This window comes from Nocardia sp. NPDC057272, from assembly GCF_042668615.1.
In the GTDB taxonomy this organism is placed as follows: Bacteria; Actinomycetota; Actinomycetes; order Mycobacteriales; family Mycobacteriaceae; genus Nocardia.
In genome coordinates this window covers 158566-185463 of sequence record NZ_JBHUYK010000006.1, presented here as the reverse complement: position 1 = coordinate 185463, position 26898 = coordinate 158566, and the positions used below count along the sequence as shown (strand labels likewise).

General features: G+C 68.4%; 27 protein-coding genes and 1 riboswitch. Of the genes, 10 read left to right on the top strand and 17 right to left on the bottom strand.

The window, feature by feature from the left end; genetic code table 11:
- Positions 1-8 precede the first annotated feature (8 nt).
- Positions 9-1253 carry a KasA/KasB family beta-ketoacyl-ACP synthase gene (locus ACFULV_RS11955; RefSeq protein ID WP_378655775.1) on the bottom strand — a complete coding sequence of 415 codons (1245 nt, stop codon included), beginning with the start codon at positions 1251-1253 and terminating at the stop codon, positions 9-11.
- Positions 1254-1292: 39 nt separating this feature from the next.
- On the opposite strand from ACFULV_RS11955, the gene ACFULV_RS11950 reads away from it, so the two are divergent.
- From ACFULV_RS11950 to ACFULV_RS11930, 5 genes are all read left to right on the top strand, one after another.
- The gene (locus ACFULV_RS11950; protein ID WP_378655773.1) at positions 1293-1853 is read left to right on the top strand and encodes a TetR/AcrR family transcriptional regulator; all 561 of its coding nucleotides are present in this window, start codon (positions 1293-1295) and stop codon (positions 1851-1853) included.
- Between the two features lie 147 nt (positions 1854-2000).
- On the top strand, positions 2001-3521 hold the full coding sequence (locus ACFULV_RS11945) for an MFS transporter (RefSeq protein ID WP_378655770.1): 1521 nt from the start codon (positions 2001-2003) through the stop codon (positions 3519-3521).
- A 78-nt stretch (positions 3522-3599) separates the two neighbouring features.
- Positions 3600-4031, top strand: coding sequence for an SRPBCC domain-containing protein (locus ACFULV_RS11940; RefSeq protein ID WP_378633763.1), 432 nt, complete (start codon positions 3600-3602; stop codon positions 4029-4031).
- Positions 4021-4350: an ArsR/SmtB family transcription factor gene (locus tag ACFULV_RS11935; protein ID WP_378633765.1), complete on the top strand. Its 330-nt coding sequence runs from the start codon at positions 4021-4023 to the stop codon at positions 4348-4350. Before ACFULV_RS11940 ends, ACFULV_RS11935 begins: the two co-directional genes overlap by 11 nt.
- A gap of 16 nt (positions 4351-4366) precedes the next feature.
- Positions 4367-4873, top strand: a complete 507-nt coding sequence (locus tag ACFULV_RS11930) for an SRPBCC domain-containing protein (RefSeq protein WP_378655767.1) — start codon at positions 4367-4369, stop codon at positions 4871-4873.
- Here ACFULV_RS11930 and ACFULV_RS11925 read toward each other — a convergent pair whose 3' ends face one another.
- From ACFULV_RS11925 to ACFULV_RS11885, 9 genes are all read right to left on the bottom strand, one after another.
- Positions 4874-5668, bottom strand: a complete 795-nt coding sequence (locus tag ACFULV_RS11925; RefSeq protein WP_378633771.1) for a thioesterase family protein — start codon at positions 5666-5668, stop codon at positions 4874-4876. It abuts the gene before it with no gap.
- 32 nt (positions 5669-5700) lie between these two features.
- A complete protein-coding gene (locus ACFULV_RS11920; RefSeq protein ID WP_378633773.1) occupies positions 5701-5895 on the bottom strand; it encodes a hypothetical protein in 195 nt (64 codons plus the stop codon).
- Positions 5896-6054: 159 nt separating this feature from the next.
- Positions 6055-7698: a phosphomethylpyrimidine synthase ThiC gene (gene thiC, locus ACFULV_RS11915; RefSeq protein ID WP_378655764.1), complete on the bottom strand. Its 1644-nt coding sequence runs from the start codon at positions 7696-7698 to the stop codon at positions 6055-6057.
- Positions 7691-7817, bottom strand: a riboswitch (TPP riboswitch). Its footprint overlaps the gene before it by 8 nt.
- 74 nt (positions 7818-7891) lie before the next feature.
- Complete coding sequence (locus ACFULV_RS11910; RefSeq protein ID WP_378655762.1) at positions 7892-10150, bottom strand: MMPL family transporter; 2259 nt, start codon at positions 10148-10150, stop codon at positions 7892-7894.
- A gap of 149 nt (positions 10151-10299) precedes the next feature.
- Positions 10300-11475 carry a fumarylacetoacetase gene (gene fahA, locus ACFULV_RS11905; protein WP_378655964.1) on the bottom strand — a complete coding sequence of 392 codons (1176 nt, stop codon included), beginning with the start codon at positions 11473-11475 and terminating at the stop codon, positions 10300-10302.
- Positions 11476-11521: 46 nt separating this feature from the next.
- Positions 11522-12724, bottom strand: a complete 1203-nt coding sequence (locus ACFULV_RS11900; protein ID WP_378633780.1) for a homogentisate 1,2-dioxygenase — start codon at positions 12722-12724, stop codon at positions 11522-11524.
- Positions 12725-12797: 73 nt separating this feature from the next.
- Positions 12798-13607: an exodeoxyribonuclease III gene (locus ACFULV_RS11895; RefSeq protein ID WP_378655759.1), complete on the bottom strand. Its 810-nt coding sequence runs from the start codon at positions 13605-13607 to the stop codon at positions 12798-12800.
- Between the two features lie 22 nt (positions 13608-13629).
- Complete coding sequence (locus ACFULV_RS11890; protein WP_378633786.1) at positions 13630-14589, bottom strand: GNAT family N-acetyltransferase; 960 nt, start codon at positions 14587-14589, stop codon at positions 13630-13632.
- The gene (locus tag ACFULV_RS11885; protein WP_378655757.1) at positions 14579-15169 is read right to left on the bottom strand and encodes a peptide deformylase; all 591 of its coding nucleotides are present in this window, start codon (positions 15167-15169) and stop codon (positions 14579-14581) included. Before ACFULV_RS11885 ends, ACFULV_RS11890 begins: the two co-directional genes overlap by 11 nt.
- 172 nt (positions 15170-15341) lie before the next feature.
- Between ACFULV_RS11885 and ACFULV_RS11880 the strand changes: the two genes are divergently transcribed.
- The 5 genes from ACFULV_RS11880 (at position 15342) to ACFULV_RS11860 (ending at position 19614) form a co-directional block, all read left to right on the top strand.
- Positions 15342-15668 carry a DUF3263 domain-containing protein gene (locus ACFULV_RS11880; RefSeq protein ID WP_378633791.1) on the top strand — a complete coding sequence of 109 codons (327 nt, stop codon included), beginning with the start codon at positions 15342-15344 and terminating at the stop codon, positions 15666-15668.
- A 42-nt stretch (positions 15669-15710) separates the two neighbouring features.
- The gene (locus tag ACFULV_RS11875; protein ID WP_378633793.1) at positions 15711-16271 is read left to right on the top strand and encodes a LytR C-terminal domain-containing protein; all 561 of its coding nucleotides are present in this window, start codon (positions 15711-15713) and stop codon (positions 16269-16271) included.
- 89 nt (positions 16272-16360) lie between these two features.
- A complete protein-coding gene (locus ACFULV_RS11870) occupies positions 16361-17056 on the top strand; it encodes a superoxide dismutase family protein (RefSeq protein ID WP_378633796.1) in 696 nt (231 codons plus the stop codon).
- 12 nt (positions 17057-17068) lie between these two features.
- Positions 17069-18211, top strand: coding sequence for a glutamate--cysteine ligase (locus ACFULV_RS11865; RefSeq protein ID WP_378655754.1), 1143 nt, complete (start codon positions 17069-17071; stop codon positions 18209-18211).
- Between the two features lie 50 nt (positions 18212-18261).
- Positions 18262-19614: a DUF5933 domain-containing protein gene (locus ACFULV_RS11860; RefSeq protein ID WP_378655751.1), complete on the top strand. Its 1353-nt coding sequence runs from the start codon at positions 18262-18264 to the stop codon at positions 19612-19614.
- Here the strand turns inward: ACFULV_RS11860 and mnhG are convergent.
- The 7 genes from mnhG to ACFULV_RS11825 form a co-directional block, all read right to left on the bottom strand.
- Complete coding sequence (gene mnhG, locus ACFULV_RS11855; RefSeq protein ID WP_378633804.1) at positions 19611-19913, bottom strand: monovalent cation/H(+) antiporter subunit G; 303 nt, start codon at positions 19911-19913, stop codon at positions 19611-19613. The genes ACFULV_RS11860 and mnhG overlap by 4 nt on opposite strands.
- Positions 19910-20170 carry a monovalent cation/H+ antiporter complex subunit F gene (locus ACFULV_RS11850; RefSeq protein WP_101465412.1) on the bottom strand — a complete coding sequence of 87 codons (261 nt, stop codon included), beginning with the start codon at positions 20168-20170 and terminating at the stop codon, positions 19910-19912. Before ACFULV_RS11850 ends, mnhG begins: the two co-directional genes overlap by 4 nt.
- Positions 20167-20709, bottom strand: coding sequence for a Na+/H+ antiporter subunit E (locus ACFULV_RS11845; RefSeq protein ID WP_378633808.1), 543 nt, complete (start codon positions 20707-20709; stop codon positions 20167-20169). The genes ACFULV_RS11850 and ACFULV_RS11845 overlap by 4 nt, the downstream gene beginning before the upstream one ends.
- Before the next feature lie 8 nt (positions 20710-20717).
- Positions 20718-22313 carry a Na+/H+ antiporter subunit D gene (locus tag ACFULV_RS11840; RefSeq protein ID WP_378655748.1) on the bottom strand — a complete coding sequence of 532 codons (1596 nt, stop codon included), beginning with the start codon at positions 22311-22313 and terminating at the stop codon, positions 20718-20720.
- A complete protein-coding gene (locus tag ACFULV_RS11835; protein ID WP_378633812.1) occupies positions 22310-22693 on the bottom strand; it encodes a Na(+)/H(+) antiporter subunit C in 384 nt (127 codons plus the stop codon). The genes ACFULV_RS11840 and ACFULV_RS11835 overlap by 4 nt, the downstream gene beginning before the upstream one ends.
- Positions 22690-25479: a Na+/H+ antiporter subunit A gene (locus ACFULV_RS11830; protein WP_378655746.1), complete on the bottom strand. Its 2790-nt coding sequence runs from the start codon at positions 25477-25479 to the stop codon at positions 22690-22692. Before ACFULV_RS11830 ends, ACFULV_RS11835 begins: the two co-directional genes overlap by 4 nt.
- A 114-nt stretch (positions 25480-25593) precedes the next feature.
- Entirely contained in the window at positions 25594-26871 is a 1278-nt protein-coding gene (locus ACFULV_RS11825; protein ID WP_378655743.1) for a hypothetical protein, read from the bottom strand.
- Between the last annotated feature and the right edge of the window lie 27 nt (positions 26872-26898).

Sequence of the window (26898 nt, the reverse complement as noted above, 5' to 3'; positions counted from 1 at the left end):
TCGCGCCGCTACGCCTTTCCGAACGCGAGCGCGACATTGTGGCCGCCGAATCCGAACGAGTTGCTGAGGGCGTAGTCGATCCTGTGCGGCCGTGCCGCCCCGGCGACGATATCGAGATCGATCGCCGGGTCCGCGTTGTCGAAATTCAGTGTGGGCGGCACGATCTGCTCACGCAGGCTCAGGATCGTGAGGACCGCTTCGAGAGCGCCCACCGCGCCGATCGAATGACCGAGCGCTGACTTCGGCGCGTACACCGAGGCATCGGGCGCGACCGCGGTGATCGCCGCCGCTTCGGAAGCATCGCCGATCGATGTCGACGTCGCGTGCGCGTTCACGTGATCGATGTCGCGGACCCGCAGCCCCGCAGTGTGAATCGCCTTGCGCATCGCCCGCGCCGCACCGGTACCCGCTGGGTCGGAGGCCACGATGTGGAAGGCGTCGGAAGTGATGCCCGCACCGAGCACCCTGGCGTGGATGCGCGCACCACGCGCCTTCGCGTGCCGCTCGGATTCGAGCACGAGCAGCGCGCCCGCCTCGCCGAAGACGAAGCCGTCGCGGTCGCGGTCGAACGGCCGGGAGGCGCGTTCGGGCTCGTCGTTGCGGGTACTCATCGCCCGCATCATCGCGAAGCCCGCGATGGGGACCGGGTCGATATGCCCTTCGACGCCACCGGTGACCACCACATCGGCCTCGCCGGTGCTGATCAGCCGCCACGCGTGCGCGATCGCCTCCGACCCCGACGAGCAGGCCGACACCGGCGCGAAAACCCCACCCTGCGCGCCGATTTCGAGACCGACGGTCGCGGCGGGTCCGTTGGGCATCACCATCGGCACGGCCAGCGGTGAGACCTTGCGGTAGCCGCCCGCCCGCATCGCGTCGACGGCATCGATCAGTGCGTCACCGCCGCCGAGGCCGGTACCGATGGCCACGGCGAGCCGTTCACGGTCGACGTCCGGCGCGCCCGCCGCCTGCCAGACCTGCCTGCCGAGGACCAGAGCCATGCGTTCGACATAGGAATGCCTGCGCTGCTCGATCCGTGTCAGCTCGGCGTCGGGCGAGGTGACCAGTGGTCCGCCGATCCGCACCGGCAGATCGTGCTCGGCGAGGAACTGGGTGGGTAGCGCACGGATTCCGCTCTCGCCGCGCAGCAGACGCGACCAGGTCTCGTCCATGGTGTCGGCCAGTGCGGTGGTCGCCGCGTACGCGGTCACCACCACGCCGTCTCGAGTTTCTGAAGCGATCGGTACAGTCACGCTGACATGAATACCTGTAGCACTCGCTACAGTCAACCCATGGCCCGTCCCCTCGACCACCGCAAGCGCGCCGAGATGCTGGCCGGCGTCGTCACCTACATCGCGTCGCACGGCTTGGCCGAGCTCTCGCTGCGACCGCTGGCCGCGGCGCTCGGAACCAGCTCGCGCATGCTGATCTACTACTTCGGAACCAAGGAAGAACTGCTGGTCCAGGCATTGGCGACCCAGCGACCCGACCTCGCCGCGCTCTTCGCCGACATCGTCGAGCCCGCACAGCTACCCGAGCGGCTGATCGGCTTCTTCGACGTGAATTCCGAGGGCGCCGAAGCCGACAGCGTGCGGGTGCTGCTGCAGGTGCTCGGTGCCGCGTGCGCCCCCGGCTCGCCGTACCAGGACTACGCCAACGCCGCGATCGCCACCTTTGTCACCGAACTCGCCGCCGCGCTCCGGCGGGCCGGGCTGGCCGAGGATCCCGAGGTGGTGTCCACGCTGCTGGTCTCCGGATTGCGCGGCATCATCCAGGACCGTGTGATCACGGGCGACCGGGAACGCACGGGCCGCGCCGCGCGCGCCCTCATCGAGGCGGTCCTGCCCGGCTGAATACCCGTCGGTGATCGGCCCGCGTCGGCCTTCGCGTGCTCGGATCGCGGCCGGACCTGCCGCGAGCGTTGCCGGGCGGGCACCACTGTTGTGGGTAGCTTGTCGTCAACGGACGTCGAGGGCCGAGCGGTCGGTGAGGTGGCCAGGGTGAGTGAAGCGCGGGACGGGTCCTACGGGTCGGTGCGCTGGGTGATGCTCGGGGTGCTGTGCGCCAGCCTGTTGCTGGTGGCGATGGATGCCACGATTCTCAACGTGGCGCTGCCGTCGCTGATCGAGGATTTGCAGGTCGGGCCGCTGGAACAGCTGTGGATCATCGACATCTACGGGCTCGTGCTCGGCGGGTTGCTGATCACCACCGGCGCGCTCGGTGATCGGGTGGGGCGAAAGTTGTTGTTCATCAGCGGGTTCGTGCTGTTCGGCATCGCGTCGGTGGTTGCGGCCACCGCCGGGAGCGCGGCGCAGTTGATCGGCGGCCGGGTGTTGCTCGGGGTCGGAGGTGCGATGGTGATGCCGTCGACGCTGTCGCTGATCCGCAACATCTTCACCGACGTGCGCGAACGCACCATGGCCATCGGGATCTGGGCGGCGGTCGCCGGCGTCGGCGCCACGGTGGGGCCCATCGTCGGTGGGTTCCTCGTCGAGCACTTCGGGTGGTCGTCGGCGTTCTGGCTCAACGTGCCGGTGGTGGTCGTGACGGTGGTGGTGGGGCTGTGGGTGTTGCCGGAATATCGTGCGCCGCAGGCGGGGAGCCTGGACTGGTTCGCCGCCGCGCTGTCGGTGGCCGGCATCGTCTGTCTGGCGTGGGGTGTCAAGCATCTTGCGAAAGGCGAAGCGAGCGAGGTGGACTGGGCGATTCTGCTGATCGGCATCGCCGCGCTGGCCTGGTTCACCCGACGTCAGCTCACCGCCACCGACCCGCTGCTGGATGTGCGACTGTTCCGCAACGGCGCGTTCACCGCGGCGGCGGTCGCGACGCTGCTGGCCATGATGGCGATCGGCGCGGCCATGTTCCTGATCTCACTGTGGCTGCAATACGTCCACGGCTACAGCCCGTCGCAGGCGGGCATCCGGATGTTGCCCGCCGCGCTCACGCTGCTCACCGCCTCCCTGCTCACGCCGTTTCTGATGGAGAAGTTCGGTGTCCGCGCGGTGCTCGGTTTCGGCCTCGGCGCTGTCGCCCTCGGCTTCCTGCTGTTGGCGGTGAGTCCGGAACCCACCACCTATCCGGTGGTCGCGCTGGTGCTGGTGTCGTTCGGTCTCGGCGACGGTATGGCCGTGACCGCGGCGGCCGCGGTGCTGGTCGGCGCCGTGCCCGCGGACCGGGCGGGCCAGGCGGGCGCGGTGGAGGAGACCAACTACGAGGTCGGCGTCGGTTTCGGCGTCGCCCTGCTCGGCAGCCTGCACGCCAGGATCTTCAGTCAGCACATGACGGGCCTTTCCGTCCCCGCCGACAAACTGGACCAGGCGAGCGGTTCGATCGGCGGTGCGGCCGAGGTGGCCACCGACCTACCCGAACCCGCCCGCGACGAACTCGCCCATGCCGCCGGTCATGCCTTCGATGTCGCCCTCACCACCACGTCCTACATCTCGGCTGCCGTCGTCGCGGTGGTGGCTGTCGGCACGGTCTGGCTGGTCCCGAAAGGCTTCCGCGTCACCGGCGACCACTGAGGACACACCCTTGACGCAACCCGAGGGTTGCAATACTCTGAGTTGCAACCAGTCGGTTGCAATATATGAGGAGGCATCATGGGATTCCCTGATCAGATCGTCCGGACTGTCGAGCTCGCGCATCCGCCGGCCAAGGTATGGGCGGCCATCACCACCGCGGAAGGGCTGGGGAGCTGGTTCGGCAATACCGCCGAGATCGACCTGCGGCCGGGCGGGGACATGCGAATGACCTGGAAGGAAGGGTTCGCCGCCGACATGCGGGTGGAGCGGGTCGAGGAACCCTCGGTGTTCGGCTACACCTGGCCGATCAACGGGCTGCCCGACGACGACCCGCGACGCACCTATGTCGAATTCAGCCTCGAGCCCGTCGGCGACGGCACCCGGCTGACGGTCACCGAGACCGGCTTCGCCCAGCTGCCCGACGAGGCGCACAAGGAGGCGTTCGAGGGCAATGTCGGCGGCTGGAAGAGCGAGCTGGGCGAGCTCGTCGAGTACCTCGATGCGGCCTGAGCTGGAGGCCACCGCCGAACGGGTCTTCGTCGCGCTGGCCGATCCGAGCAGGCGGTCGGTACTCGCCGCACTCGCCGCGCACGGTCCGGCCACCGCGACCGACCTCGCCGATCGGCTGCCCATCACCCGGCAGGCGATCGCCAAACACCTTGCCCTGCTCGCGGATGCGGGCCTGGTGATCGCGGAACCGGGGGAGCGGCGGCGCGTGCGCTACCGCCTCGATTCCGCCCCGATGCACGTGGCACAACAATTTCTGGCCGCCCTGTCCCGTGACTGGGACGGCCCACTCGACGCGCTCCGCCGGCATCTCGACGGCTGAGCCGGAAGGAAACGCAATGAGCGACAACGACTTCACCGCCACCATCACTGTCGACAAGAATCCCGACGAGGCCTTCGCGGCCATCAACAACGTGTGGGCCTGGTGGTCGGAGACCATCGAGGGCAGCACCGGCACGGTCGGTGACAGCTACCTCTTCGAGGTCCCCGGCCTGCACCGCTGCACCATGACGACCACCACGTCGATTCCGGGCGAGCGCCTGGTCTGGCACGTCACCGACTCGCACCTGTCCTTCATCGCCGACACCAGCGAATGGGAGGACACCGACGTCGTCTTCGACATCACCGAGAACGCCGACGGAACCGAAATCCGTTTCACCCATGTGGGTTTGGTGCCGGCCGGGGAATGCTACGAGGTGTGCTCCAACGCCTGGGGCGCCTACATCACCACCAGCCTGCGCGGTCTGCTCACCACCGGTGAAGGCGACCCGTTCCGGCGCACGAGCACCGGCGAGTCGGAACTGCTCAAGCACGGCAACGCCGACTTGGTGAAGCCGCGCCCCTGATCAGCCCCGGGGCGCGATGAGCAGCGTCTGGGTGCTGCGCCCGATCGGCCCGGTCTCGTCGAACAGCGCGGATTCGGCGAGGCCGATGCCGTGCGGCTGAGGATGGGTCACCGCGTCCAGGCACACCCACTCACCGACCGGCTGACGATGCAGGGTCACGGTGAGGTCGGTGTTGATGAACAGGTATTTCGACCAGTCGAGGACCGCGCTGACCCCGTTTCCCGAATCGGCGGCGGCCAGTGCGCGCTCCAGCGGGCTCGGGGTGGTCCCCGCGACGATCGGATACTTCAACCGGATCCAGCAGATCGCGGGCCCTGGTGCGGCGAAAGAGCCTGCGGTGAATCGGTATTCGATGCCGGTGTGGAAGCCGATCTCCTGATCGGAGGGAAACTGCTCCGGCTCGGTTTCCGCGGGCAGCGCCCTGGTGCCGGTCGGCAGGAACTGGGCGGGCAGATCGAGGGCGGGTTCGGCGAGCTTGAGCCGCCACGCGTTGGCCTGCATCACCGGTCCGCGCTCCGACGACAAAGTCGCCTCGATCAGTTCGACACTGCGCCCCGACCGCACCACCTTCGCCTGCGCGGTGAGCGGAGCCAGCGGCACCGGCCCGAGAATCTCGACGGCGACTCGTCCGACCTGGAATCCCGGCCGGGGTTCGCAGCGCTCGATCACATGCCCGAGCAGAGCGGAGGGCGGTCCGGCGTGCTGGGCGTCCGGCGACCACGGGCCCCGGGTCAGCTCGGTCGAGAGGTACCGGTTCGGGTCCGCGGGGTCTTGGCGGTAGAAGGCATCGGCCACCCGGCCGACGTTACCCCGCGCGCCCTCGTGGCCTAGGCGCTGCCCGTCAAGAGGGCGGTGAACAGGTCGAACAGCGGGCGCAGGGCACACGGGCTCGTGTCGGAGGTGCAGCCGATGGACGACGAACCGGAGTCGGCGACCGGGAGGGACGCGGCCTGGGCGGTGCCGAGCGGGGCGGCGAGGGACAGGGCGGCGGCCACGAGGGCCCCGGCGACGATGCGCTTCATTGATTCACTCCAGTGCTCGGCGTGCCGGTAGGTCGACACGATTGCCAATCGTTACCGATCGCCACGGTGCGCGAAAGCCCCGAAATCCAGGGTGCGCGCGCGTGCGACGCCCGCCCGATCGCGGAGATCGGACGGGCGTCGGCGAAGGGTGGAGCGGGGTCAGGAGACGACCGGGAGGTACACCTTGCTGCCGTGGTCGGCGAACTCGGCGGACTTCTCGGCCATGCCCGCCTCGATGGCGGCCACATCGGTGAGCCCCTGCTTCTCCGCGTATTCGCGCACGTCGGCGGAGATGCGCATCGAGCAGAACTTCGGACCGCACATCGAGCAGAAGTGGGCGGTCTTGGCAGGCTCGGCGGGCATGGTCTCGTCGTGGTACTCGCGGGCGGTGTCGGGATCCAGCGAGAGCGCGAACTGGTCGTGCCAGCGGAATTCGAAACGGGCCTTGGACAATTCGTTGTCCCGGTCCTGGGCGTGCGGGTGACCCTTGGCGAGGTCGGCGGCGTGGGCGGCGATCTTGTAGGTGATCACGCCGACCTTGACGTCGTCGCGGTTGGGCAGGCCCAGATGTTCCTTGGGGGTGACGTAGCAGAGCATCGCGGTGCCGGCCTGGGCGATGATCGCGGCGCCGATGGCCGAGGTGATGTGGTCGTAGGCGGGCGCGATATCGGTGGCCAGCGGGCCGAGGGTGTAGAACGGCGCCTCTTCGCAGAGCTCTTCCTCGAGCTTCACGTTCTCGACGATCTTGTGCATCGGCACGTGGCCGGGGCCTTCGATCATCACCTGCACGCCATAGGATTTCGCGATCTTGGTGAGTGCGCCGAGGGTGCGCAGCTCGGCGAACTGGGCCTCGTCGTTGGCGTCGGCGATGGAGCCGGGACGCAGGCCGTCACCGAGGGAGAAGGTCACGTCGTAGCGCGCCAGGATCTCGCAGAGTTCACGGAAGTGCGTGTACAGGAACGATTCCTGGTGATGTGCCAGACACCACGCGGCCATGATGGAGCCACCGCGCGAGACGATGCCGGTGACCCGCTTGGCGGTGAGCGGGATGTAGCGCAACAGCACGCCCGCGTGCACGGTCATGTAGTCGACGCCCTGCTCGCACTGCTCGATCACGGTGTCGCGGTACATCTCCCAGGTGAGCTTGGTGGGATCACCGTTCACCTTCTCCAGCGCCTGATAGATCGGCACGGTGCCGATCGGGACGGGGGAGTTACGCAGAATCCACTCGCGGGTCTCGTGGATGTTCTTGCCGGTGGACAGGTCCATGATGGTGTCGGCGCCCCAGCGCGCGGCCCACACCATCTTCTCCACCTCTTCGGCGATCGACGACGACACCGCCGAGTTGCCGATATTGGCGTTGATCTTGACCAGGAACTTCTTGCCGATGATGGTCGGCTCCAGCTCCGGGTGGTTGTGGTTGGCCGGAATCACCGCGCGACCGAGCGCGACCTCCTCGCGCACCAGTTCGGGCGAGACCCCCTCGCGGGCGGCGATGAACCGCATCTCGGGGGTGATGATGCCCTGACGAGCCCAGGCGAGCTGGGTCGGCGGGCCGTCGACGGTCGGGGAGTCCCATTCGTCGCGCAGTTTCGGCAGCCCGGCTTCGAGGTCGATCACCGCGTTGTCGTCGGTGTACGGCCCCGAGGTGTCGAAGACATCGAAGTGGTCGCCGTTGGTGAGGTTGATCCGGCGAACCGGGATGCGCAGGCCGTCTACCTCCTGGTAGTGCTTGACGCTGCCCTGGATCGGGCCGGTGGTGACGGTGTCGACCGTCCTGTCAGAAGACGTGTTCGAGCCCACGATTGTTCCTCCCTACGCCGGCATTACCCGGTCAGGTTCATACGGTCGACGGCCCTGAACGCCCGATATGGGCTAGCCGTCCTCTCAGCCCGCTGGTGCGAGCCCCCGTTGGTGTGAAGTGCGCCGCCGACGATACCCGCCCCGGATCGCGACCCGCCCGGGGATGGACCGGACGGATCGCGTGCGAGGCTCGCTACACCGCTGCCGAGTCGAGCTGTTTCGGCGCGTCGTGCGCGTCGTTCTCGGCTTCATCGAGCCCGAACTTGCTGTGCAGCACCATCAGTGGCTTCGGCGCCCACCAGTTCCAGGTGCCCATCATTCGCATGAGCGCGGGGGCGAGCAGGCCGCGGATCACGGTCGCGTCGCTGATCACCGCCAGCGCGCAGCCGAGGCCGAACAGTTTCATCATCGACACGCCGGAACTGGCGACGCCGAGGAACACGATGCTCATCAGCAGCGCGGCGGCGGTGAAGATGCGTCCCGTGCGGGCCACGCCCATCGCGACCGCCTCGGTATTGCCCTCGGTGGTCTTGGGCCCGGCCAGCCATTCCTCGCGGATCCGCGACAGCAGGAAGACCTCGTAGTCCATGGACGCGCCGAACGCCAGGCTGAACATGAGGATGGGCATGGCCAGGTTGAGGGTGCCGGTCGCGGTGAAGCCGAGCAGCCCCGACAGATGGCCTTCCTGGAAGATCCACACCATCGCGCCGAACGTCGCCGCCAGCGACAGGATGTTGAGGATCAGCGCCTTCACCGGCAGCACCACGCTGCCGGTGAACAGGAACAGCAGCACCAGCGTGGTGAGCGCGATCAGCGCGCCCGCCAGCGGCAGTTTGCCGGTGATCGCGTTGACCGAGTCCTGGTTCAGCGCGGCCGGGCCGGTGATCAGGGCTTTCGACGGTGCGGGAACGGCGCGCAGGGTGTCGAGCTGGTTGCCACCCGCGTCGGAGTAGGGGTCGACCGTGGTGGCGACCGACAGGTAGGCGCCGTGCTGCGGGTCCGTCATCTCGGGCACGCCAGGGGCCACCCGCAGCCCGTTGCGGTACACCGCCGCGCTGCTGAGCACGGCCGGGACGTCGGGCACCTTGGACAGGTCACGGGCGTAGGTATCGAGTTCGGCGGTGCTGCCCCGGAATTCGGGTAGCACGATGGTCGCGCTCGAGGCCAGGTCGGCATCGAATTCGGTACGCAGGATGTCGCCCACTTCGCGACTGGCGACATCGGTGGGCAGCGACCGGTCGTCGGGGTAGCCGAACTGGACACCCAGGAACGGCGAGCCGAGCAGCAGCAGGAACGCGGTGGTGGCCAGCGCGATCGGCAACGGACGCTTCATCACCGCGGTGACCAGGTGGTACCAGAAGGTCTGACGCGGTTCCTTCTCCGTCCTCGGGGTCAGCCGGAACAGCCGGCGCATCGGTGCGCGCAGGTCGCCCGCATCGATGCGGTCACCCACCAGAACGAGCAGGGCGGGCAGCACGATCACCGCGGCCGCGGCGGCCGCGGCGACCACGGCGATGCCCGCGTAGGCGAACGACTTGAAGAAGTACTGCGGGAACACCAGCAGCGCCGACAGCGAGAGCGCGACGACCAGCGCCGAGTACACGACCGTACGACCGGCGGTCTGGATCGCACGGGTCACCGCGGCAGTCGGGGTGGAGCCCGCCGTCAGCTCTTCGCGATATCGGCTGACGATGAACAGGCTGTAGTCGATTGCCAACGCCAGTCCGAGTGCGGTGGTCATGTTCAGCGCGAAGATCGACACATCGGTGAGCGCGGTCAGCACGCGCAGAATGCCCAGCGACGCCGCGATGGCGAACAGCCCGATCGCGACCGGCAGGGCGGCGGCCATGAGGCTGCCGAACACCAGCGCCAGCAGCAGGCCGGTGATCGGGATCGCGATCGCCTCGGCGACGATCAGATCCTTGCTGATCTGGGTGTTGATATCGGCGAAGGAGGCGGCGAGCCCACCGGCCTTGACCGTGACGGGGCCGTTCTCGACCTGAAGTTCTTCGCTCAGCTGGGCCGCCCGGACGGGCAGTTCGGCGTCGTCGCCCTCGATGCTGGCCAGGATGAGCGCGTGGGTGCGGTCCTTGCTGAGCATCGCCTGTTTGAGATCGGGGCGCGCGGTCCAGTACGACTGGACGCCGCTGACGATCTCCGGATGCGCGGCGAGGACCGCCAGCGCGCGGTCGGCGGCCGCCCGCGCGGCGGCGGAATCGGCTACGCCCTCGGTGGTGATCGTCAGGACGTAGTTGGGCTCACTGCCGGGGAAGTGGTCGCTTAGATACTGGCTGGCCTGGACCGAATCGAGATCGTCGGTGACAAATCCACCCGACTTCATGTGCGAGTGCACCGTGGCGCCGATCGCGCCGCACAACACCATCAGCACCAGCGCGACCGCGACCACCCATCGTGGTCGGGCAGCGGCGGTGCGGGCGATTCTCGTCAACATCGTCGGGTGCCCTCTGCTCGGAAACGTTCGAACCGTCACCGTATCCCGCGTCGAATTATCTCCGATACCGCCTCGGGGTGGAGGTCGGTCGAGTACCATCTCCGCCCCTGGGTGGACGCGGAGGGCTGCCCCCAACCGCTAGTGGTGTCTCAGATATCGCGTGCCCGCAGGATTCGGCCGCCGACCTCGCCGAGGCCGATTCGCCTGCCCTCGGTGCCCGGCGCGGTGGCGGTGATCGTCACCTCGTCGCCGTCGGCCAGGAATGTGCGGGTCTGATCATTCACTGTGATGGGTTGTGTTCCACCCCAGGACAATTCGATGAACGATCCACGTTGGGACGGCTCCGGCCCGGAGATGGTGCCGGAGGCGTAGAGGTCGCCGGGCCGGATCGAGGCGCCGTTCACGGTGAGGTGGGCAAGCATCTGGGCGGGTGACCAGTACATGCGTGAGTAGGGCGGATGCGCGACGACCTCGCCGTTCCAGGCGACGGTCAGGTCGATGTCGAGGCCGAAGTCGCCGGTGCCGCGCAGGTAGGGGAGAGGTTCAGGGTTCTGTGCGGGTAGCGGCACCCGCGCCTGAGTCAGCGCGGCCAGCGGGGTGATCCAGGCCGAGAGCGACGTGGTGAACGACTTGCCGAGGAAGGGGCCGAGCGGCTGGTACTCCCAGGCCTGGATATCGCGGGCCGACCAGTCGTTGACCAGGGCGACGCCGAACACATGCTCGGTGAACTCGTCGACGGTCACCGGTGCGCCGAGCGTGGATCCGGAGCCGACGACGAAGCCCAGTTCGGCCTCGATGTCCAGCCGCTGCGACGGTCCGAAATCCGGTGTGCCCGCGGCGGTCCGGCGTTGTCCTCGCGGCCTGATGACCGGGGTGTCCGAGACGACGACGGTGCCCGCCCGGCCGTGGTAACCCACCGGCAGGTGCCGCCAATTCGGCAGCAGCGGTTCACTGTCCGGACGGAACAGCCTGCCGAGGTTGGTGGCGTGGTCGATGCTGGCGTAGAAATCGACGTAGTCGCCGATCCGCACCGGCAGTGCCATCCGCACAGCGGACAAGGGATACACGGCATCGATCGGCAGCGCCGTGTCCGCGAGCGCGCGCAACCTCGCGCGGACCTCGCGCCAGCGGCCGCAGCCCTGCGCGAGAAACCCGTTCATCTCGGGGCGGGCGAACACCGGATCATCCAGCAGCACAGCCAGATCGAGCACCATATCGCCCAACCGGCAACCGACCCGGAAAGCGCCGTCGTGGGGCGCGAAGACGCCGTAGGGCATATTCTCCGGCCCGAACAGCGAGTCGGCCGGTACTTCGACGCGCAGCACCTGCGCGCCGGTCATCGAAAGCCGCCGTTCACGCCACCGCGCTCACTCATGCCTGCCCCGGCCCACGACCGGACCACGTCCACGCGTAAGTGGGATCTTCGCAGGCCAGCGCCCCCTCGCCGAGTTGCAGCGGGCGGAAGGTGTCCACCATCACCGCCAGTTCGTCGAAAAACTCCGCCCCGATACTGCGTTCATAGGCACCGGGCTGTGGGCCGTGCGCGTAACCACCGGGATGCACCGACACCGAACCCTGGGCGATACCGGAACCCTTGCGCGCCTCGTAGTTCCCGCCGCAATAGAACATGATCTCGTCGGAATCCACATTCGAGTGGTAGTACGGCACCGGAATCGACAGGGGGTGATAGTCGACCTTGCGCGGCACGAAATTGCAGATAACGAAATTGGTGGCCTCGAAGGCCTGATGCACCGGCGGTGGCTGATGAACGCGGCCGGTCAGCGGTTCGAAATCGGCGATATTGAACGTGTACGGGTACAGGCAGCCGTCCCAGCCGACCACATCGAACGGATGCGTCGCGTAGGTCATCCTGGTGCCGATCACCTCGGTGCCCGCCCGGTGCTTCACCAGCACCTCCACATCGGTGTCCTCGACGAGCAGCAATTCGAGTGGCCCGTGCAGATCCCGCTCGCAATACGGCGAACTCTCCAGCAGCTGACCGAACTTCGAGAGATAGCGCTTGGGCGGGGTGATGTGGCTCGACGCCTCGATCACATACGCGCGCAACGGTTCCTCGCCCATCGGCAGCCAGCGGTGGGTCGTCGCGCGCGGCATGAGCACCTGATCGCCCTGGCGGACCGGCACGATCCCGAACACGCTCTCCACCACGGCCGCACCGGATTCCACGTACACCAGCTCGTCGCCGATGGCATTGCGGTACAGCGGGGACGCGCCCTTGGCGACCACGTACGAGATCCGCACATCGGCATTGGCCAGCAGCAACCTGCGCCCGGTCACCGGGTCGGTCGTCGTCGCCGTATCGCCGGGAAACAGCAGTGGCAGCCGCAGATGCCGGTGGTGCAGTGGATGATTCGGCGTCAAGGTCTGATCGGGCAGCTCCCAGACCGTAGCGTCGACGATCGCGGGCGGCAGTGCGCGGTGATACAGCAGCGAGGAGTCCCCGGAGAACCCCTCCTCGCCCATCAGCTCTTCGTAGTAGAGGTTGCCGCGCGCATCCCGATGCTGCGTATGCCGCTTCGGCGGCACCGTCCCGGCCCTGCGATAAAACGACATGAGGCGTACCTCCCGCTACGTTGCAGGCTGAAACTTCCACCTCCAACGTAACCGAGAACGCGTGGCGGGTCCGTCAGAATTCGGCGATCACCGGCGCGTGGTCGCTGGCGCCCTTGCCCTTGCGTTCCTCGCGGTCCACCGAAGCGTCCTTGATCTGGTCGGCGAGGGCGGGGGAGGCGAGGATGAAGTCGATGCGCATGCCCTCTTTGCGGGGGAAACGCAGCTGGGTGTAGTCCCAGTAGGTGTAGACACCGGGGCCGGGGGCGAACGGACGCATCACATCGCGGAAGCCGATGTCGAGCATGGACTGGAACGCCTCGCGTTCGGGCGCGGACGTGTGGGTCTTGCCGACGAACAGTTCCGGCGCCCAGACATCGTCGTCGGTGGGGGCGATGTTCCAGTCGCCGACCAGCGCGATCTTCGCCTGCGGGTCGTCGGCCAGCCAGCCTGCCGCCTTCGCGCGCAGGGTCGAGAGCCAGTCCAGTTTGTAGGTGTAGTGCGGGTCGGCGAGCGTGCGCCCGTTGGGGACGTAGAGGCTCCACACCCGCACCCCGCCGCAGGTAGCGCCGATCGCGCGCGACTCCACCACCGGCGATTCGATCAGCGAATCGCCGGCGTTCTTGTCGAAGCCGGGCTGATCGGGGAACGCGAGCTCGACATCGGTGAGCCCGACCCGCGACACGATCGCGACACCGTTCCACTGATTGAGCCCCACGTGCGCCACCTCGTAGCCCGCGGCCTCGAACTGCTCGAACGGGAACTGATCGTCACGGCACTTGGTCTCCTGCAACGCCAGCACATCGATGTCGTGGCGGTCCAGAAAGGCGATCGCCCGATCGACGCGGGAGCGGATCGAGTTGACGTTCCAGGTGGCGAGACGCACGACGGCGATGGTCCTTTCGGGACTAATGACTCTGGGGGGCGGCGTAGCGGTAGGCGTGATGTTCCATGAAGCCGAGTTCGCGGTAGAGGGCGAGGGCGCCGGAATTGCCCACCTCCACCTGGACGTAGGCGTGGCTCGCGCCCAGCTCGGCACCCCACCGGATCAGTTCGGCGCACAGCAGCGCGCCGAGTCCGTTGCGGCGGTGCGCGGTCGCTACGGCCACACAGGTGAGCCCGACCCAGCGCCGGCCGTCGGGGGCGGTGGTCACCGCGCCGCGGCCGATGGACAGGGGTTCGGGCAGGCCGAGCGAGGCGAAGCCGAGAGTGCCGTCCAGCACCGAGGTGAGCACGGCGCGGTCCGGTTCACGCACGGTCGGATCGAGCGGGATCTCGCCGCGGTAGCGGTGCGTCCGCAGCCAGCCGTCCTCGGGTTCGTCGGAGATACGGACCATCGACGGTCCTTGCGGCAGTACGAAATTCGCGATGTCGAGACCGAGGACCACGGTCTCGCTCCAGGTGTTCCAGGTCGGCGGGACGGGAGCGAGCCGGTCGGGCAGTTGCAGCAGCAGCGGCAACCCCTGACTCGTGTACCAGTCCGCGATCTTGTGCATGGTGTCGATCGACAACACCGCGGGCACACCCGACTCGCCCAGCGGCACAGCCGAATTCGCGCGCCCGGTGTAGCCGTTGCCCGCTCGTACCAGCCAGCCGTCGATCCACAGGTGCGCGCTGCCCGGCCAGGCCATGGCCGCCGCGGTCTCCAGCGACCGGATCTCCTTGGTCCGAATGGGCCTTGGCCCCAGCGCCTTCAACGCCACAACGCGATCGGCGGACACCGAGACCAGCTCGCCCTCGGCGGTGCGCACCGACGGCGGCGTGAGCGACACCAGTTCGCCGATCACGTCGGTGAGTGGCTGGGGATAACCCGCGGGCAGCTGGTACCGCATCACCACCCGGCGGCCGAGGGGGATATCAGTCGTCATGACCGAAGGGGTCGGGGACGGTGCCGGGGATCCAGCTCAAACCCGGTGTACCCCAGCCGTTTCGCTTGATCGCCTTCTTGGCGGCGCGGGCATTGCGGCCGATCAGCACGTCGACGTAGAGGAAACCGTCGAGGTGGCCGACCTCGTGCTGGAGCATGCGCGCGAAGAAGCCGGTGCCCTCGAGCTCCACCGGCTCGCCGTTCTCGTCGGTCCCGGTGACCTTCGCCCAGTCCGCGCGACCGGTCGGGAACTGCTCGCCGGGCACCGACAGGCAGCCTTCCTCGTCGTCATCGGGGTCGGGCATGGTCTCGGGGATCGCCGAGGTCTCCAGCACCGGGTTCACCACCACGCCCTTGCGGCGGAGGGGATTGCCGGTGGCGTCGAAGTCGGGGCAGTCGTAGACGAACAGGCGCTTGCCGACGCCGACCTGATTGGCCGCCAGGCCGACACCCTTGGACTCTTCGAGAGTGTCGTACATATCCGCGATGAGCTCGGCCAGCTCCGCGGGGGTCTCCGTCACCTTCGCGGTGGGGTTGTGGAGAACGGGGTCACCGACGATCACGATCGGGAGAATTGCCATGGTCGCCATTATCGCCGCTGGCGCGGGCGGAGGATCGGCGGACCCCTGTGGGCCGCGCCACCCCTACTGGCCTTCAGTCAACACGCCGTGACATGGGTCGAAGGATCAGGGGAACCCGTGGTTGAATGACGACGGTATCTACCCATCTCGTGATACTCGGCGAGGGAGCAAGATGGACGGCGCAGCAGCTCGGCACATCGCGGAGGGCCACTCTGCGGGCGAACAGGATTCGGCCGCCGACGAGAGCACCGGTCTGAGTCGTCGTGAGCTCGACATTCTGGACTTCGAGCGCAAATGGTGGAAATACGCGGGCGCCAAGGAAGACGCGATCCGCGAGCTGTTCGCCATGTCGGCCACCCGGTACTACCAGGTCCTCAACGCTGTCGTCGACTCCGACGCGGCGCTGGCCGCCGACCCGATGCTGGTCAAGCGGCTGCGCCGGCTGCGAGCGAGCAGGCAGAAATCGCGTGCCGCCCGCAAACTCGGTTTCCAGGTCTGACATGACGGCCACACACCGTTCGTTGCGACTAGGGTTGGGCGGGTGAGCAACCCGAACCCCACTCCCGGCGGCCCGCCGTTGCGCGCGCTGGCGATGGTGTTGATCGCGCTGGCCATTGTCTTCGCCGGTCTGGGTGCGATGTCGCTGTCGAACTCCGATGCCGTGGCATCGGATACCGAGCAGACCGAGACCACCACCTCCAGCGCGGTGGCGCAGGCGCCTGCCACCACGCCCGCGCCGAAGACCACCAGCGCGGCCGCTGCCCCGACCACCACCACGACGACTTCCGTCGCGCCGACGACCACCACCACGGCACCCGCGACGGGCGCCACGGATCAGACGGTGTCGGTGCGGGTGCTGAACAACAGCCTGGTCGCCGGCCTGGCCGCGCGCACCGCGAGCGAACTCACCACCGCGGGCTGGACCAACGTGAGCACCGGCAACTACAGCGGCGAGAACCTGACCACCACCACCGTGTACTACGGCGGCGGCGCGCGCGACAAGGCCGCGGCCACCGAGATCGCCGAGCAGGTCGGCGGGACGGTCGCGCCCAAGTCGGGGGACACCTCGCCGGGTGTCGTCGTCGTACTGACCGGTCGCTGAACCAGGCGCGGCACGCGGTGCCGTAGGCCGTGTCGCCGCTGTGGCATCATCTTGAGCGGTATAGCCCCAGTCCGATAAGGAGTCCCCTGATGGCCACGTCGACAACTCGTCGCCCGTCCTGGCGCATTGTGACCCCGGTGCTCGCGGTCGCCGCGTTCGGGCTCGCAGCCTGCACCAACAGCCAGGAGTCGAGTGACGTCAAGGGCACCACGCCGCCGGTGTGGACCAGCTCGGCGGCACCGGCGGGCGAAAGCGGCGGTCACGGTGGCGGTCACGCCGCACCGTCGGAGACCGCGGCTCCCGGCCACGGCGACGACCACGGTGGCGTGGCGGGCGGCCTGAAGACCTCGCTCAAGAACGGTGCGGGCGCCGAGGTCGGCACCGCGACCATCGTCCAAGAGGGTGGCCACCTGGTCGTCACCGTCGAGGCGCGCGGTCTGACGCCCGGCTTCCACGGCCTGCACTTCCACCAGAACGGCACCTGTGAGGGCGACTTCGCCTCGGCCGGTGGGCATCTGCAGGTCGGCGGTGCCACCGCGCACCCGGCCAGCGGTGACCTCACCTCGCTGCAGGTCGGCGCCGACGGCTCCGCGAAGCTGGTCACCCGGACCGACTCGGTCACCCTCGACAACGTCAAGGGCAAGGCGCTGATCATCCACGGCGGCGCCGACAACTTCGGCAACATCCCGCCGCGCTACACCCGCGAGGGTGGCACCGGACCGGACGAAACCACGCTGACCACCGGTGATGCGGGCGCCCGGGTGGCGTGCGGCGTCGTCGGTTAGCGAGACACTCCCATGGCCGGGGCATTCGAGTCGGTTTCGTTTCGCGGTTCGCCCCGGCCGACCATCGGCATCGAATGGGAGATCGCGCTCGTCGACAAGGTGACGCGTGATCTGTCCAACACCGCCTCGGCGGTCTTCGACGCGGTCGGTGACCTGCGCGCCCACGACGGCACCCAGCAGGTTACCAAGGAACTGCTGCGCAACACGGTCGAATTGGTGACCGGCGTGCACGACACGGTCGGCGGCGCGGTCGAAGACCTGCACAGCACCATGAACGCGGTGCGGCGCGCGGCCGATCCGCTCGGTGTCGACCTGTTCTGCGCGGGCACCCACCCGTTCGCGGCGTGGTCGGCCCAGCAGCTCACGCGCTCACCCCATTACGACGAACTGATCGAACGCACCCAGTGGTGGGGCCGTCAGATGCTCATCTGGGGTGTCCACGTGCATGTGGGAGTGTCGCACCGGGACAAGGTCTTTCCGATCCTGAACTCGCTGCTGCTGTCGTATCCGCATCTGCTCGCGTTGTCGGCGTCGTCGCCGATGTGGTCGGGCGACGACACCGGCTACGCCAGCAACCGGGCGCTGATGTTCCAGCAGTTGCCGACCGCCGGGCTGCCGTTCCAGTTCGAGAACTGGCGCCAGTTCGAAGGTTTCGTACACGACCAGATGAAAACCGGTGTGTTCGAACAGCTCGGTGGGATGCACTGGGATATCCGGCCCGCGCCCAAGTGGGGCACCATCGAGGTGCGCGTGTGCGACGGGCTGTCCAGCCGCGCCGAACTGGCCTCGGTGGCCGCGCTGATCCACTGCCTGATCGTCGACCTGGATCAGCGCCTCGAGAACGGCGAGCAACTGCCGACGCTGCCGCCATGGCATGTGCAGGAGAACAAATGGCGCGCCGCGCGCTACGGGCTCGACGCGATCGTGATCGTCGACGACGCCAGCAATGAGCGTTTGGTCACCGACGATCTGATGGACCTGCTCACCCGGCTCGAGCCGACCGCGAAGCGTCTCGGCTGCGCCGACGAACTGGCGGCGGTGGCTGACATTCCCCGTCACGGTGCCTCCTACCAGCGGCAACGCCGGGTCGCCGCGCAGACACAGGGCGATATGGTCGCGGTCGTCGACGCGCTGGTGCGCGAGCTGGATCAGTAGCGTTCAGCTGCGCGGGGAGATCGCGTTCACCCGCCGTTTACGATGGTCGGATGCTTGTCGAACATCCGCGCGACGTTGCGGGGGGTGCCACCCTCGGTTCGCGTCTGCGTGAACCACGCACACTCGCCGTCGCCGGGGTGGCCGCAGTGCTCGCGCTGCTGGTCGGATTGCAGATCGTCGCGTCGCTCAGCGGCTTCGACGGACCGCTGGCCAGCCTGGCTCGCGACTTCGTCGGTACGCCCAAGTCGATGTCGGTGCCGTGGGCGGGACTGGTGCTCGCGCTCGTCGGGATCTCCACGCGCCGCCGGGTGTTCGCGCTGACCGCCGCGATCGGGATCGACGCGGTGTGGGTCGCGCTGCGACTCATCGACGGCAAGCCGTTCACCGTCGGCAACGGGCCGACGATCGTGCTGGCCGCGCTGGCTGTCGTCGCGGCAGTGCGATGGCGGGGTCGTGAACGTCGCGACGCGTTGAAGGCGGTCGCGCTCGGTGCGCTGCTGGTGCTGGCCACCAAGGTCGGCGATGTGTGGCTGCACCTGACTTCGGCGGTGCGGCCCACCGTGCTCGACGAATACGTGCTGCTCGCCGATCACGCGCTCGGTGATCCGTCGTGGGTCGTCGGGCGCGTGCTGGATGTGCTCGGGCCCGAGGTGTACGCGGTGCTGCACTGGGTCTACATCGAATTGCCGGTGGCCGCGATCGCGGTAGCGGTATGGCAGTTGCGCACAGTGGTCACGACCGGGCAGTGGCCGACCCACTACCTGGTGCGCACCTTCCTGGTGCTCGGTCTGGTCGGGCCGCTGTTCTACGTGCTGTTCCCGGTGGTCGGGCCGATGTTCGCGTTCGGTGCCGACGGGCACGGTTTCCAGGTGGGCAATTTCTGGCCCGCCGCGATGCCGCCGCTCGATGCGAACCCGGCCGCGCTCACCTTCGACGAGTTCACTCCGCGCAACTGCATGCCCTCGATGCACACCGCGTGGGCACTGTCGCTGTTCATCCACACCCGCCGCGATGTCGACGGGTCGCGAGCCCCGGTCTGGATGCGCTGGGGCGGGGCGTTCTGGCTGGCCGCCACGGTCACCGCGACACTGGGTTTCGGATATCACTACGGCGTCGACCTCGTGGCGGGCGCGGTGCTGTGCCTGACCGTCGAGTCGGCGCTGCGCGCGCCCGAGCGGGGTTGGGGCGGCTTCCGGATCCGGCTCGTCGGCTTCGGTGTGGCGGTGTTCGCGGGGCTGCTGCTGTCCTACCGGTACCTGGCGGTGCCGATGGCGGAGTATCCGGTGGCCGCGGGCGCGATCGTCATCGGGCTGTTGGCCGCGGTCGCGATCGCCTTCCACAACACCTGGTTCGCCACCGCGCCCGCACCGGCCCTCGAGCGAATCGCGACGCCCGCCACCTAGAACAACCCGTCGCGGTGGCGCTGTTCGCGGTAGGCGGTGCGGCCGATGAGATGGGCGACGACCGGCGCGGTGATGATCGTGAACAGGCCGGTGAGCACGAGCATCCAGACATTGACGTCGTCGCGGATGTCGATGCCGGTGCCGACGAGAACCAGCATGAGACCGACCACCTGTGGTTTGGTGGCCGCGTGCATACGAGTGAGGGTGTCGGGGAATCGGACGATGCCGATCGACGCCGTGAACGCGAGGGCGCAGCCGGTGAGGATCAGCACCGCCGACACCCATTCCCATACGCTCATCGGTCGTCCCTGACCCGGAATCGGGTGACCGCCGCCGAGCCGAGGAAACCGACCAGCGCGAGCGCCACGATCGCCGGGATCACCGTGGTGTCGTCGCTGTAGGCGGCCCACACCGCCAGCCCGGACGCGGCGATGGCCATCAGTGAATCGATGCCGACGACGCGATCGAGGGTGCTCGGACCCGCGAGGACGCGGTAGCTGGTGATCACCGCGGCGGCCGTGAGCAGGACGGCGGCGATGACGGCGACGACAGTCATGGTTGCACCTCCGGTGGTGTTTCGACGCGGCGGCGTTCGCTCGGTCGTTCGAAGGCATTGATCATCAGGTGTTCCAGGCGCCGGGTGGTGCGGTAGAACTTCACCACCGCCTCGTCGCTGCCCACATCGAGCACGTGGACATAGACCACGCAGCGCGCGCGGTCGAGTTCGAGGACCATGGTGCCGGGGATCAGGTTGAGCAGGTCGGTGCACATCACCAGTACCAGATCGGACTGGATGGCCAGATGCACGCGCAGCACGCCCGAGACCGGCGGGCCGCTGGGCCGAATCGCGAACCAAGCCACCTGCAAGCTCGATTCGAGCGCGTAATAGGTACCGACAGCGATCAATTCGAGAAACGACAGCGGATGGAAGCGCCCGGCCACCGGGACCAACGGGAGCGGCAGCGCGAAGACCACGATCAGTGCGACGACGGCCCCGGCGAGGACGTTGGCCAGGCTCAGATCGCCCCAGAGCGCGACCCAGACGGCGGTGAGCCAGATCAGCACGGCGACGCGAAGGATATTGTCGCGGTTCACGAGCCGGCTCATCGCAGCACCGGGCCGAGGACCGAGTCGATGTAGACCGACGGGTCGTTCAGGTCGTCGGCGGCGCGCTCGGCGATGCCGAGGACCGGTCCGGCGAACACCGTGAGCGCGAGTCCCGCGGAGACGAGCCCGATGGTGGCCAGCACCATCAGTACCGGCATCCGGCCGGGATCGGTGCGGTCCTCGTAGTACACATCGGTCGAGTCCTCCACCAGCGTCGGCAGATTCGCCGCGGTGAGATGACCTTCCGGCGCCTCTTCGCGTGGTCGCCAGAACGCCTTGCTCCAGACCCGCGCCACCGCGTACAGCGTGAGCAGGCTCGTGATCACCGAACCCGCGACCAGCACCCACGCCAGGACGCTGCCCTCGGCCGCACCGGCTTCCAGGAGTGCGACCTTGCCGATGAATCCCGAGAAGGGCGGGATACCACCGAGATTCAGGGCCGGGACAAGGAACAGCACGCCCAGCAGTGGACTGGCTGTCGCCAGTCCGCCGATCCGGCGCAACGACACCGAACCGGCCTGGCGTTCGATCAGTCCGACGGCGAGGAACAGCCCGGTCTGCACCAGGATGTGGTGGGCCACGTAGAACACCGCGCCGGTGAGGCCCGCGGTGGTGGCGAGGCCGATACCGAACACCATGTACCCGATATGGCTGACCAGTGTGAACGAGAGCAGTCGCCGGATATCGGTCTGCGCGATGGCGCCGAGGACGCCGACGATCATCGTCGCCAGACCGCACACCAGCAGGATGTCGTCGAACGCGCCGTCGGGGAACCAGAGCGTGTGCGTGCGGATGATCGCGTACACACCGACTTTGGTGAGCAGACCCGCGAACACCGCGGTGACCGGCGCGGGCGCGGTGGGGTAGGAGTCGGGCAGCCAGCTCGACAGCGGGAACACCGCCGCCTTGATCCCGAACGCGACCAGCAGTACCGCGTAGCAGGCGGTGCGCACGCCACTGGGCGTCGCTTCCAGGCGCACGGCCAGTTGCGCGAGATTCAGGGTGCCCGTCGCCGCGTAGGTGAGGCCGATGCCGATCAGGAAGATCAGCGACGACACCATCGACACCATCACATAGGCGATGCCGGTGCGGATCCGTTCCTCGGTGGCGCCCACGGTGAGCAGCACGAACGAGGCGACGAGCAGGACCTCGAAGCCGACGAACAGGTTGAACAGGTCACCGGCCAGGAACGCGGTCGACACGCCCGCGGTCAGGATCAGATAGGTGGGCCGGTAGATCGAGGTCGGCTGGTGTTCGCCACCGTCGGAGATGTTCTGTCCCGCACCGTAGATCGACACCACGAGCAGGACGAAGGCCGAGACCAGCAGCATGGCGGCGCTGAGCCGATCGACCACCAGCGTGATCCCGATCGGGGTCGGCCAGCCGCCCACCTGCACCGCGGTGGTGCCGTCGCGGTCGGCGAGATACAGCAGCAGGGCGCTGATCAGCAGCACCACCGCCAGCGCCGTGAGCGTGATCATCGCCTGGAGCCGTGGGCGGCGGCCGAACACCAGGGTCGCCGCGGCGGCGAGCAGCGGAACCAGCACGGGCAGTGCGGCGATGGCGGGCAGCAGTTCCGGGGACAGGGTCACTGTTCGGGATCCTCCCGTTCGCGGCGGGCGGCGACCTGGGCGTCCTCGGGGTCGTTGGTCACGTCTTCGGTGGTGGTCAGCATGTAGGAGCGATAGGCCAGCGCGAGCACGAAAGCCGCCAGGCCCATGGTGATCACGATCGCGGTGAGCACCATCGCCTGCGCGAGGGGATCGGCCATGCCGTCGGGGGAGGTGTCGGCGCTGCCGAGAATCGGTGGCTTCCCGTCCTGGCCGCCCATCGTGAGGATCAGCAGGTTCACCGCGTTGCCGAGCAGGATCATTCCCAGCAGCATCTTCGACACCACCCGCTCGAGCAGCAGGTAGACACCGCACGCGGTGAGCACGCCGATGGTGATCAGGAGAACGAGGTCGGCACTCATGGGATTTCCTTGTCCAGGCGGGCGCCGAGGCTGCGCAGGACGTCCAGCACCAGCCCGACGATAACCAGGTAGACGCCGAGGTCGAAGAACATGGCGGTGACCAGTTTGAGGTGGCCGAGCAGCGGCAGCGTCACCTCGATGATCGCCGAGGACAGGGGCGGTGCGCCGAGCAGCAGCGACGCGGTGGCGGTGCCCGCCGCGAGGGTGAGGCCGGCGCCGAGCAGGTGCCCGGCGTCGACCGGGAGCGCTTCGCCCAGTTCGTATCGGCCACCCGCCAGGTAGCGCAGGGTCAGGGCCAATCCGGCGACCAGGCCACCCGCGAAGCCGCCGCCGGGCGCGTTGTGGCCGGAGAAGAAGAAGTACACCGACAGCACCATGATGGTGGGGAAGACCAGGCGGGTGGTGATCTGCAGGACCATCGAGCGATCGCGGCGATCGAGGAGGCGGGCGGCGGGCAGCCAGCTCACCGCGTCGGGGTCGTAGTTCGGGGAATCGGCGGCGCGGGGTGCGCTGCCGAAGCGGCGGCTGCGGAAGACCAGCGACGCGACGCCGGTCGCGGCGACCACGAGCACCGAGATCTCACCGAGGGTGTCCCAGGCGCGGATGTCGACCAGCAGGACGTTGACCGCGTTCTTGCCCCCGCCGATCCGATAGGCCGCATCGGGGATGGCATGCCAGATCGGGTTGCCTCGCCTGGCGGCGATGGCGAACGCGGCGAGTACGGGGACGGTGATGCCGACGCCGATGGCCAGCAGTGCCCGGCGGAACTTGAACGCCGTGCCCTGGCTTTCGGCGATCTCCGCCGGGAACGCGCGCAGCACGAGCACGAAGACGACCAAAGTCAGTGTCTCGACCAGGAATTGGGTCAGTGCGAGATCGGGGGCGCCGTGCAGCGCGAAGATCACGCCGCAGCCGTAGCCCGTCACCCCGACCACGAGCACGCTGGCCAACCTGTTGCGCAAGACGGTGGCGGCCAGCGCCATCGCGATCATGATCGCGCCGATCGCCGCCTGCAACGGTGAATCCCACAGTCGCAGTTGCACTCCGGTCCGCGTGCCGATCGCGAGCATCACCGTCGGCAACACGATGAGCGTGCCGAGGATGGTGGCCTGGCTGGCGGGCAGCGAACCCGACTGCACAGTTCCGGTGATGCGCAACGACAGTCGGTCCATCGCGCGCAGGGCCGCGTCGTAGTTGCGATCGGCGTTGCCGAGACGCGGGTGCGCGGGTTCGCCGATCCGGCCGCGGATCAGGAACAGGGCGATGCCGGCCGCGACGATGACCACCGTCAGCGCGAGCGGTCCGGTGAAGCCGTGCCAGAGGGCGAGATGGGTGTCGAGCACGCCCGGCAGCGACTCGGCGTAGGGGCTCAACCATCGATCGACCGCCTGGGTGTCGAGACCCCCGGCCAGCCCGGCCACCGCGAGCACCGTGGGCGGACCGAGCAGCAGCGGGCCGGGTGCGTGCCAGGTGACCGCGCGCTCGGGATTCGCGGTGACTCCGAAAGCGCCCCAGACGAATCGGATGCTGTAGGCCACGGTGAACGCCGACCCGACGGTGACCCCGGCCAGCAGCGCGAACCGCACCGGCGGACTCAGTATCTCGGCCGACCACAGCGCGCCGAGCGCCGACTCCTTGCCGACGAAACCGAGCAGCGGCGGCAGCCCGGCCATACTGAGCGTGGCGAGTACCGCGATCGCGCACAGCACCGGCGCACGCCGGCCTAGCCCGGACAGTCTGCGCAGATCCCTGGTCCCCGCGCCGTGATCGATGATGCCGACCACCATGAACAGGCACGCCTTGAACAGCCCGTGCGCCACCAGGAGAGCGAGCCCGGCCAGCGCCGCGTCGGGCGTGCCGATGCCCATCATCGTGATCATCAGACCCAGCTGGCTGACGGTGCCGAACGCCAGCACCAGCTTGAGATCGTGTACCTGGATCGCCCGCCACCCGGCCAGCAGCATGGTGGCGATGCCGAGCGGCAGCAGCATCAGATGCCATGGCGGGGTCTGCGCGAGTGCGGGCGCCAGCCGGGCCACCAGGTAGATACCGGCTTTCACCATCGCGGCGGCGTGCAGATACGCGCTCACCGGTGTCGGCGCCGCCATCGCGCCGGGCAACCAGAAGTGCAGCGGCACGATCGCCGATTTACTGATCGCCCCGATCAGCACCAAGCCGATCGCGACCGACACCGCGCTCCCGTCCGGGACCGAGCTCGCCGCGAGCAGGTCCGAGAGCAGGAAACTGTCGTAGCGCAACCCGAGGACCACGATGCCGACCAGCATCGCCAGCCCGCCCGCGCCGGTCACCAACAGCGCCTGGATCGCCGCCCTTCGACTGACCGCGCGTTCGGCGTAGTGGCCGACGAGCAGGAACGACAGCACCGTCGTGATTTCCCAGAACACGTACAGCAGCAGCATGTTATCGCTGGTGACGAGCCCGAACATGGCGCCGGCGAACCCGGTGAGCTCGGCCGCGAATACCCCGAGCCTGGCCTCGTCACGCTCGAAGTACCGCCCGCAGTACGCCAGGATCAGCGCGCCGACGCCGAGCACCAGCGTGCACATCACCGCGGACAGGGCATCGAAACGCAGATCGATGTCCATCGAGATCTGCGGCGCCCATTGCACCTCGGTGCGCACGGTGGTTCCCCAGTGCGCGATCACCCAGCCCAGGCTGCCCAGCGGTACCAGCGCGAGCAGGTAGAAAGCGTTGCGGCCGAGCACTCGTACACACAGCGGGGCCAGGAGGGCGGCCAGTGCGTGAACGAGCAGTACGGCTAGCAACTCCCCCTCCGTCGGGTAGGTAGCGGTCGAGTAGCGCGTCCCGATCCTACGGGCGCGGACGGGATGTTCGGCGGCACCGAGGTTGTCGCGTCGGCCATGTCGCGAGCGGTCCGGCTATGGTTGCGCCGCCCGTGGCTGCGCGGGTGGCCGGATCTGATAGAGCACCGCGAGTCCGGCCGCGGCGCCGACGGTGATGGCCAACGCCACCTGCCCCGGCACTCGATCGGCGACGGCGGTGCTGCCCGTCGGCCAGTGCCGCTGCCCGGTGGGAATCGACCACAGGATCGACGGCAGGTACAGCGCGCCGAGCCCCAGCATCGCGCTCGGCAGGTAGCTGACCCGGATCGAGCCGATAGCGAAACCGGTGACACAGGTCAGCAGCACCACCCCGGCCGTCCACACGAACGCCCACGGAAGACGTTCGGCCACAATGGCGAAACCGCAGATCACGGCGGCGCCGAGCAGCACGCCCCACGGTGTCGCCCACCGCAGGCCCGCCAGGATGGCGACCGCACCGACCACCAGGACGAGGACGAGATGCCAGCCGAGGCTGGGTGCGTCACTGAGTGAATCGGCCGCGGCGGCGACGCTCACGGCGATCAGCACACCGGTACCGTCGCGGCCGGGCAGCAGCGCGGCGGCCACGAACGCCGCCACGATCGTGACGATCACGGCGAGCGCGACCTGCCAGGAGGTCCCGCGGCGGGCGTCGAACTCGCGGCCCAGCCACTCGGTGGCGATCAGCAGCGACAGCGACAGCACCGTGGTGGCGATGATCGGGGCGATCGGCAGATCCGCCGCCATCCGCGGCACCGCGGGCAGCATGATGCCGTGCCGATGGCGCGCGGTGTTCACCGCCAGCAGCACGACCGCGGAGCCGACCAGCCAGAACGGGGTGTGCACGGCCTTGTCCGCCGTCGCCGCGGCGTTCGAGGTGAACACCGCCACGACTTCGCCGTAGACGAACACGACCAGGACCCCGAGCCCGAAACCGACCGCGGACCAGCGCATCCGCCACGCGCAGATACACAGCGCCCCGAACAGCACACCGCCGCACAGCGAGTCGATGTAGTTCTGGGTGGTGAGTACGTCGGCGGAGGTCATCGCCTCGCCGATGAAGTAGTTGATCGCCAGCGCCGCCGCCCCGCCCGTCGCGGTGAGCCAGATCAGCCCCGGCCGGGTGATCGGCCTGGCCAGCACGGCGACGACGACAGCGACGATGAGACCGAGTGCGGCCGCGCGGGGAACGCTGTTGATCAGACTGGTGACGCGGTACGGCGAATCGATCGACGAATCGTCGCCGAAGCTGAACGGCAGGAACAGCGACATCCCCGCGGCCGCGGCGCCGGCGAACGCCGTGACCACGTCCAGACCATCACCGATCTTGGGCACCGTGCCGACGTTACCGGCGACACACAC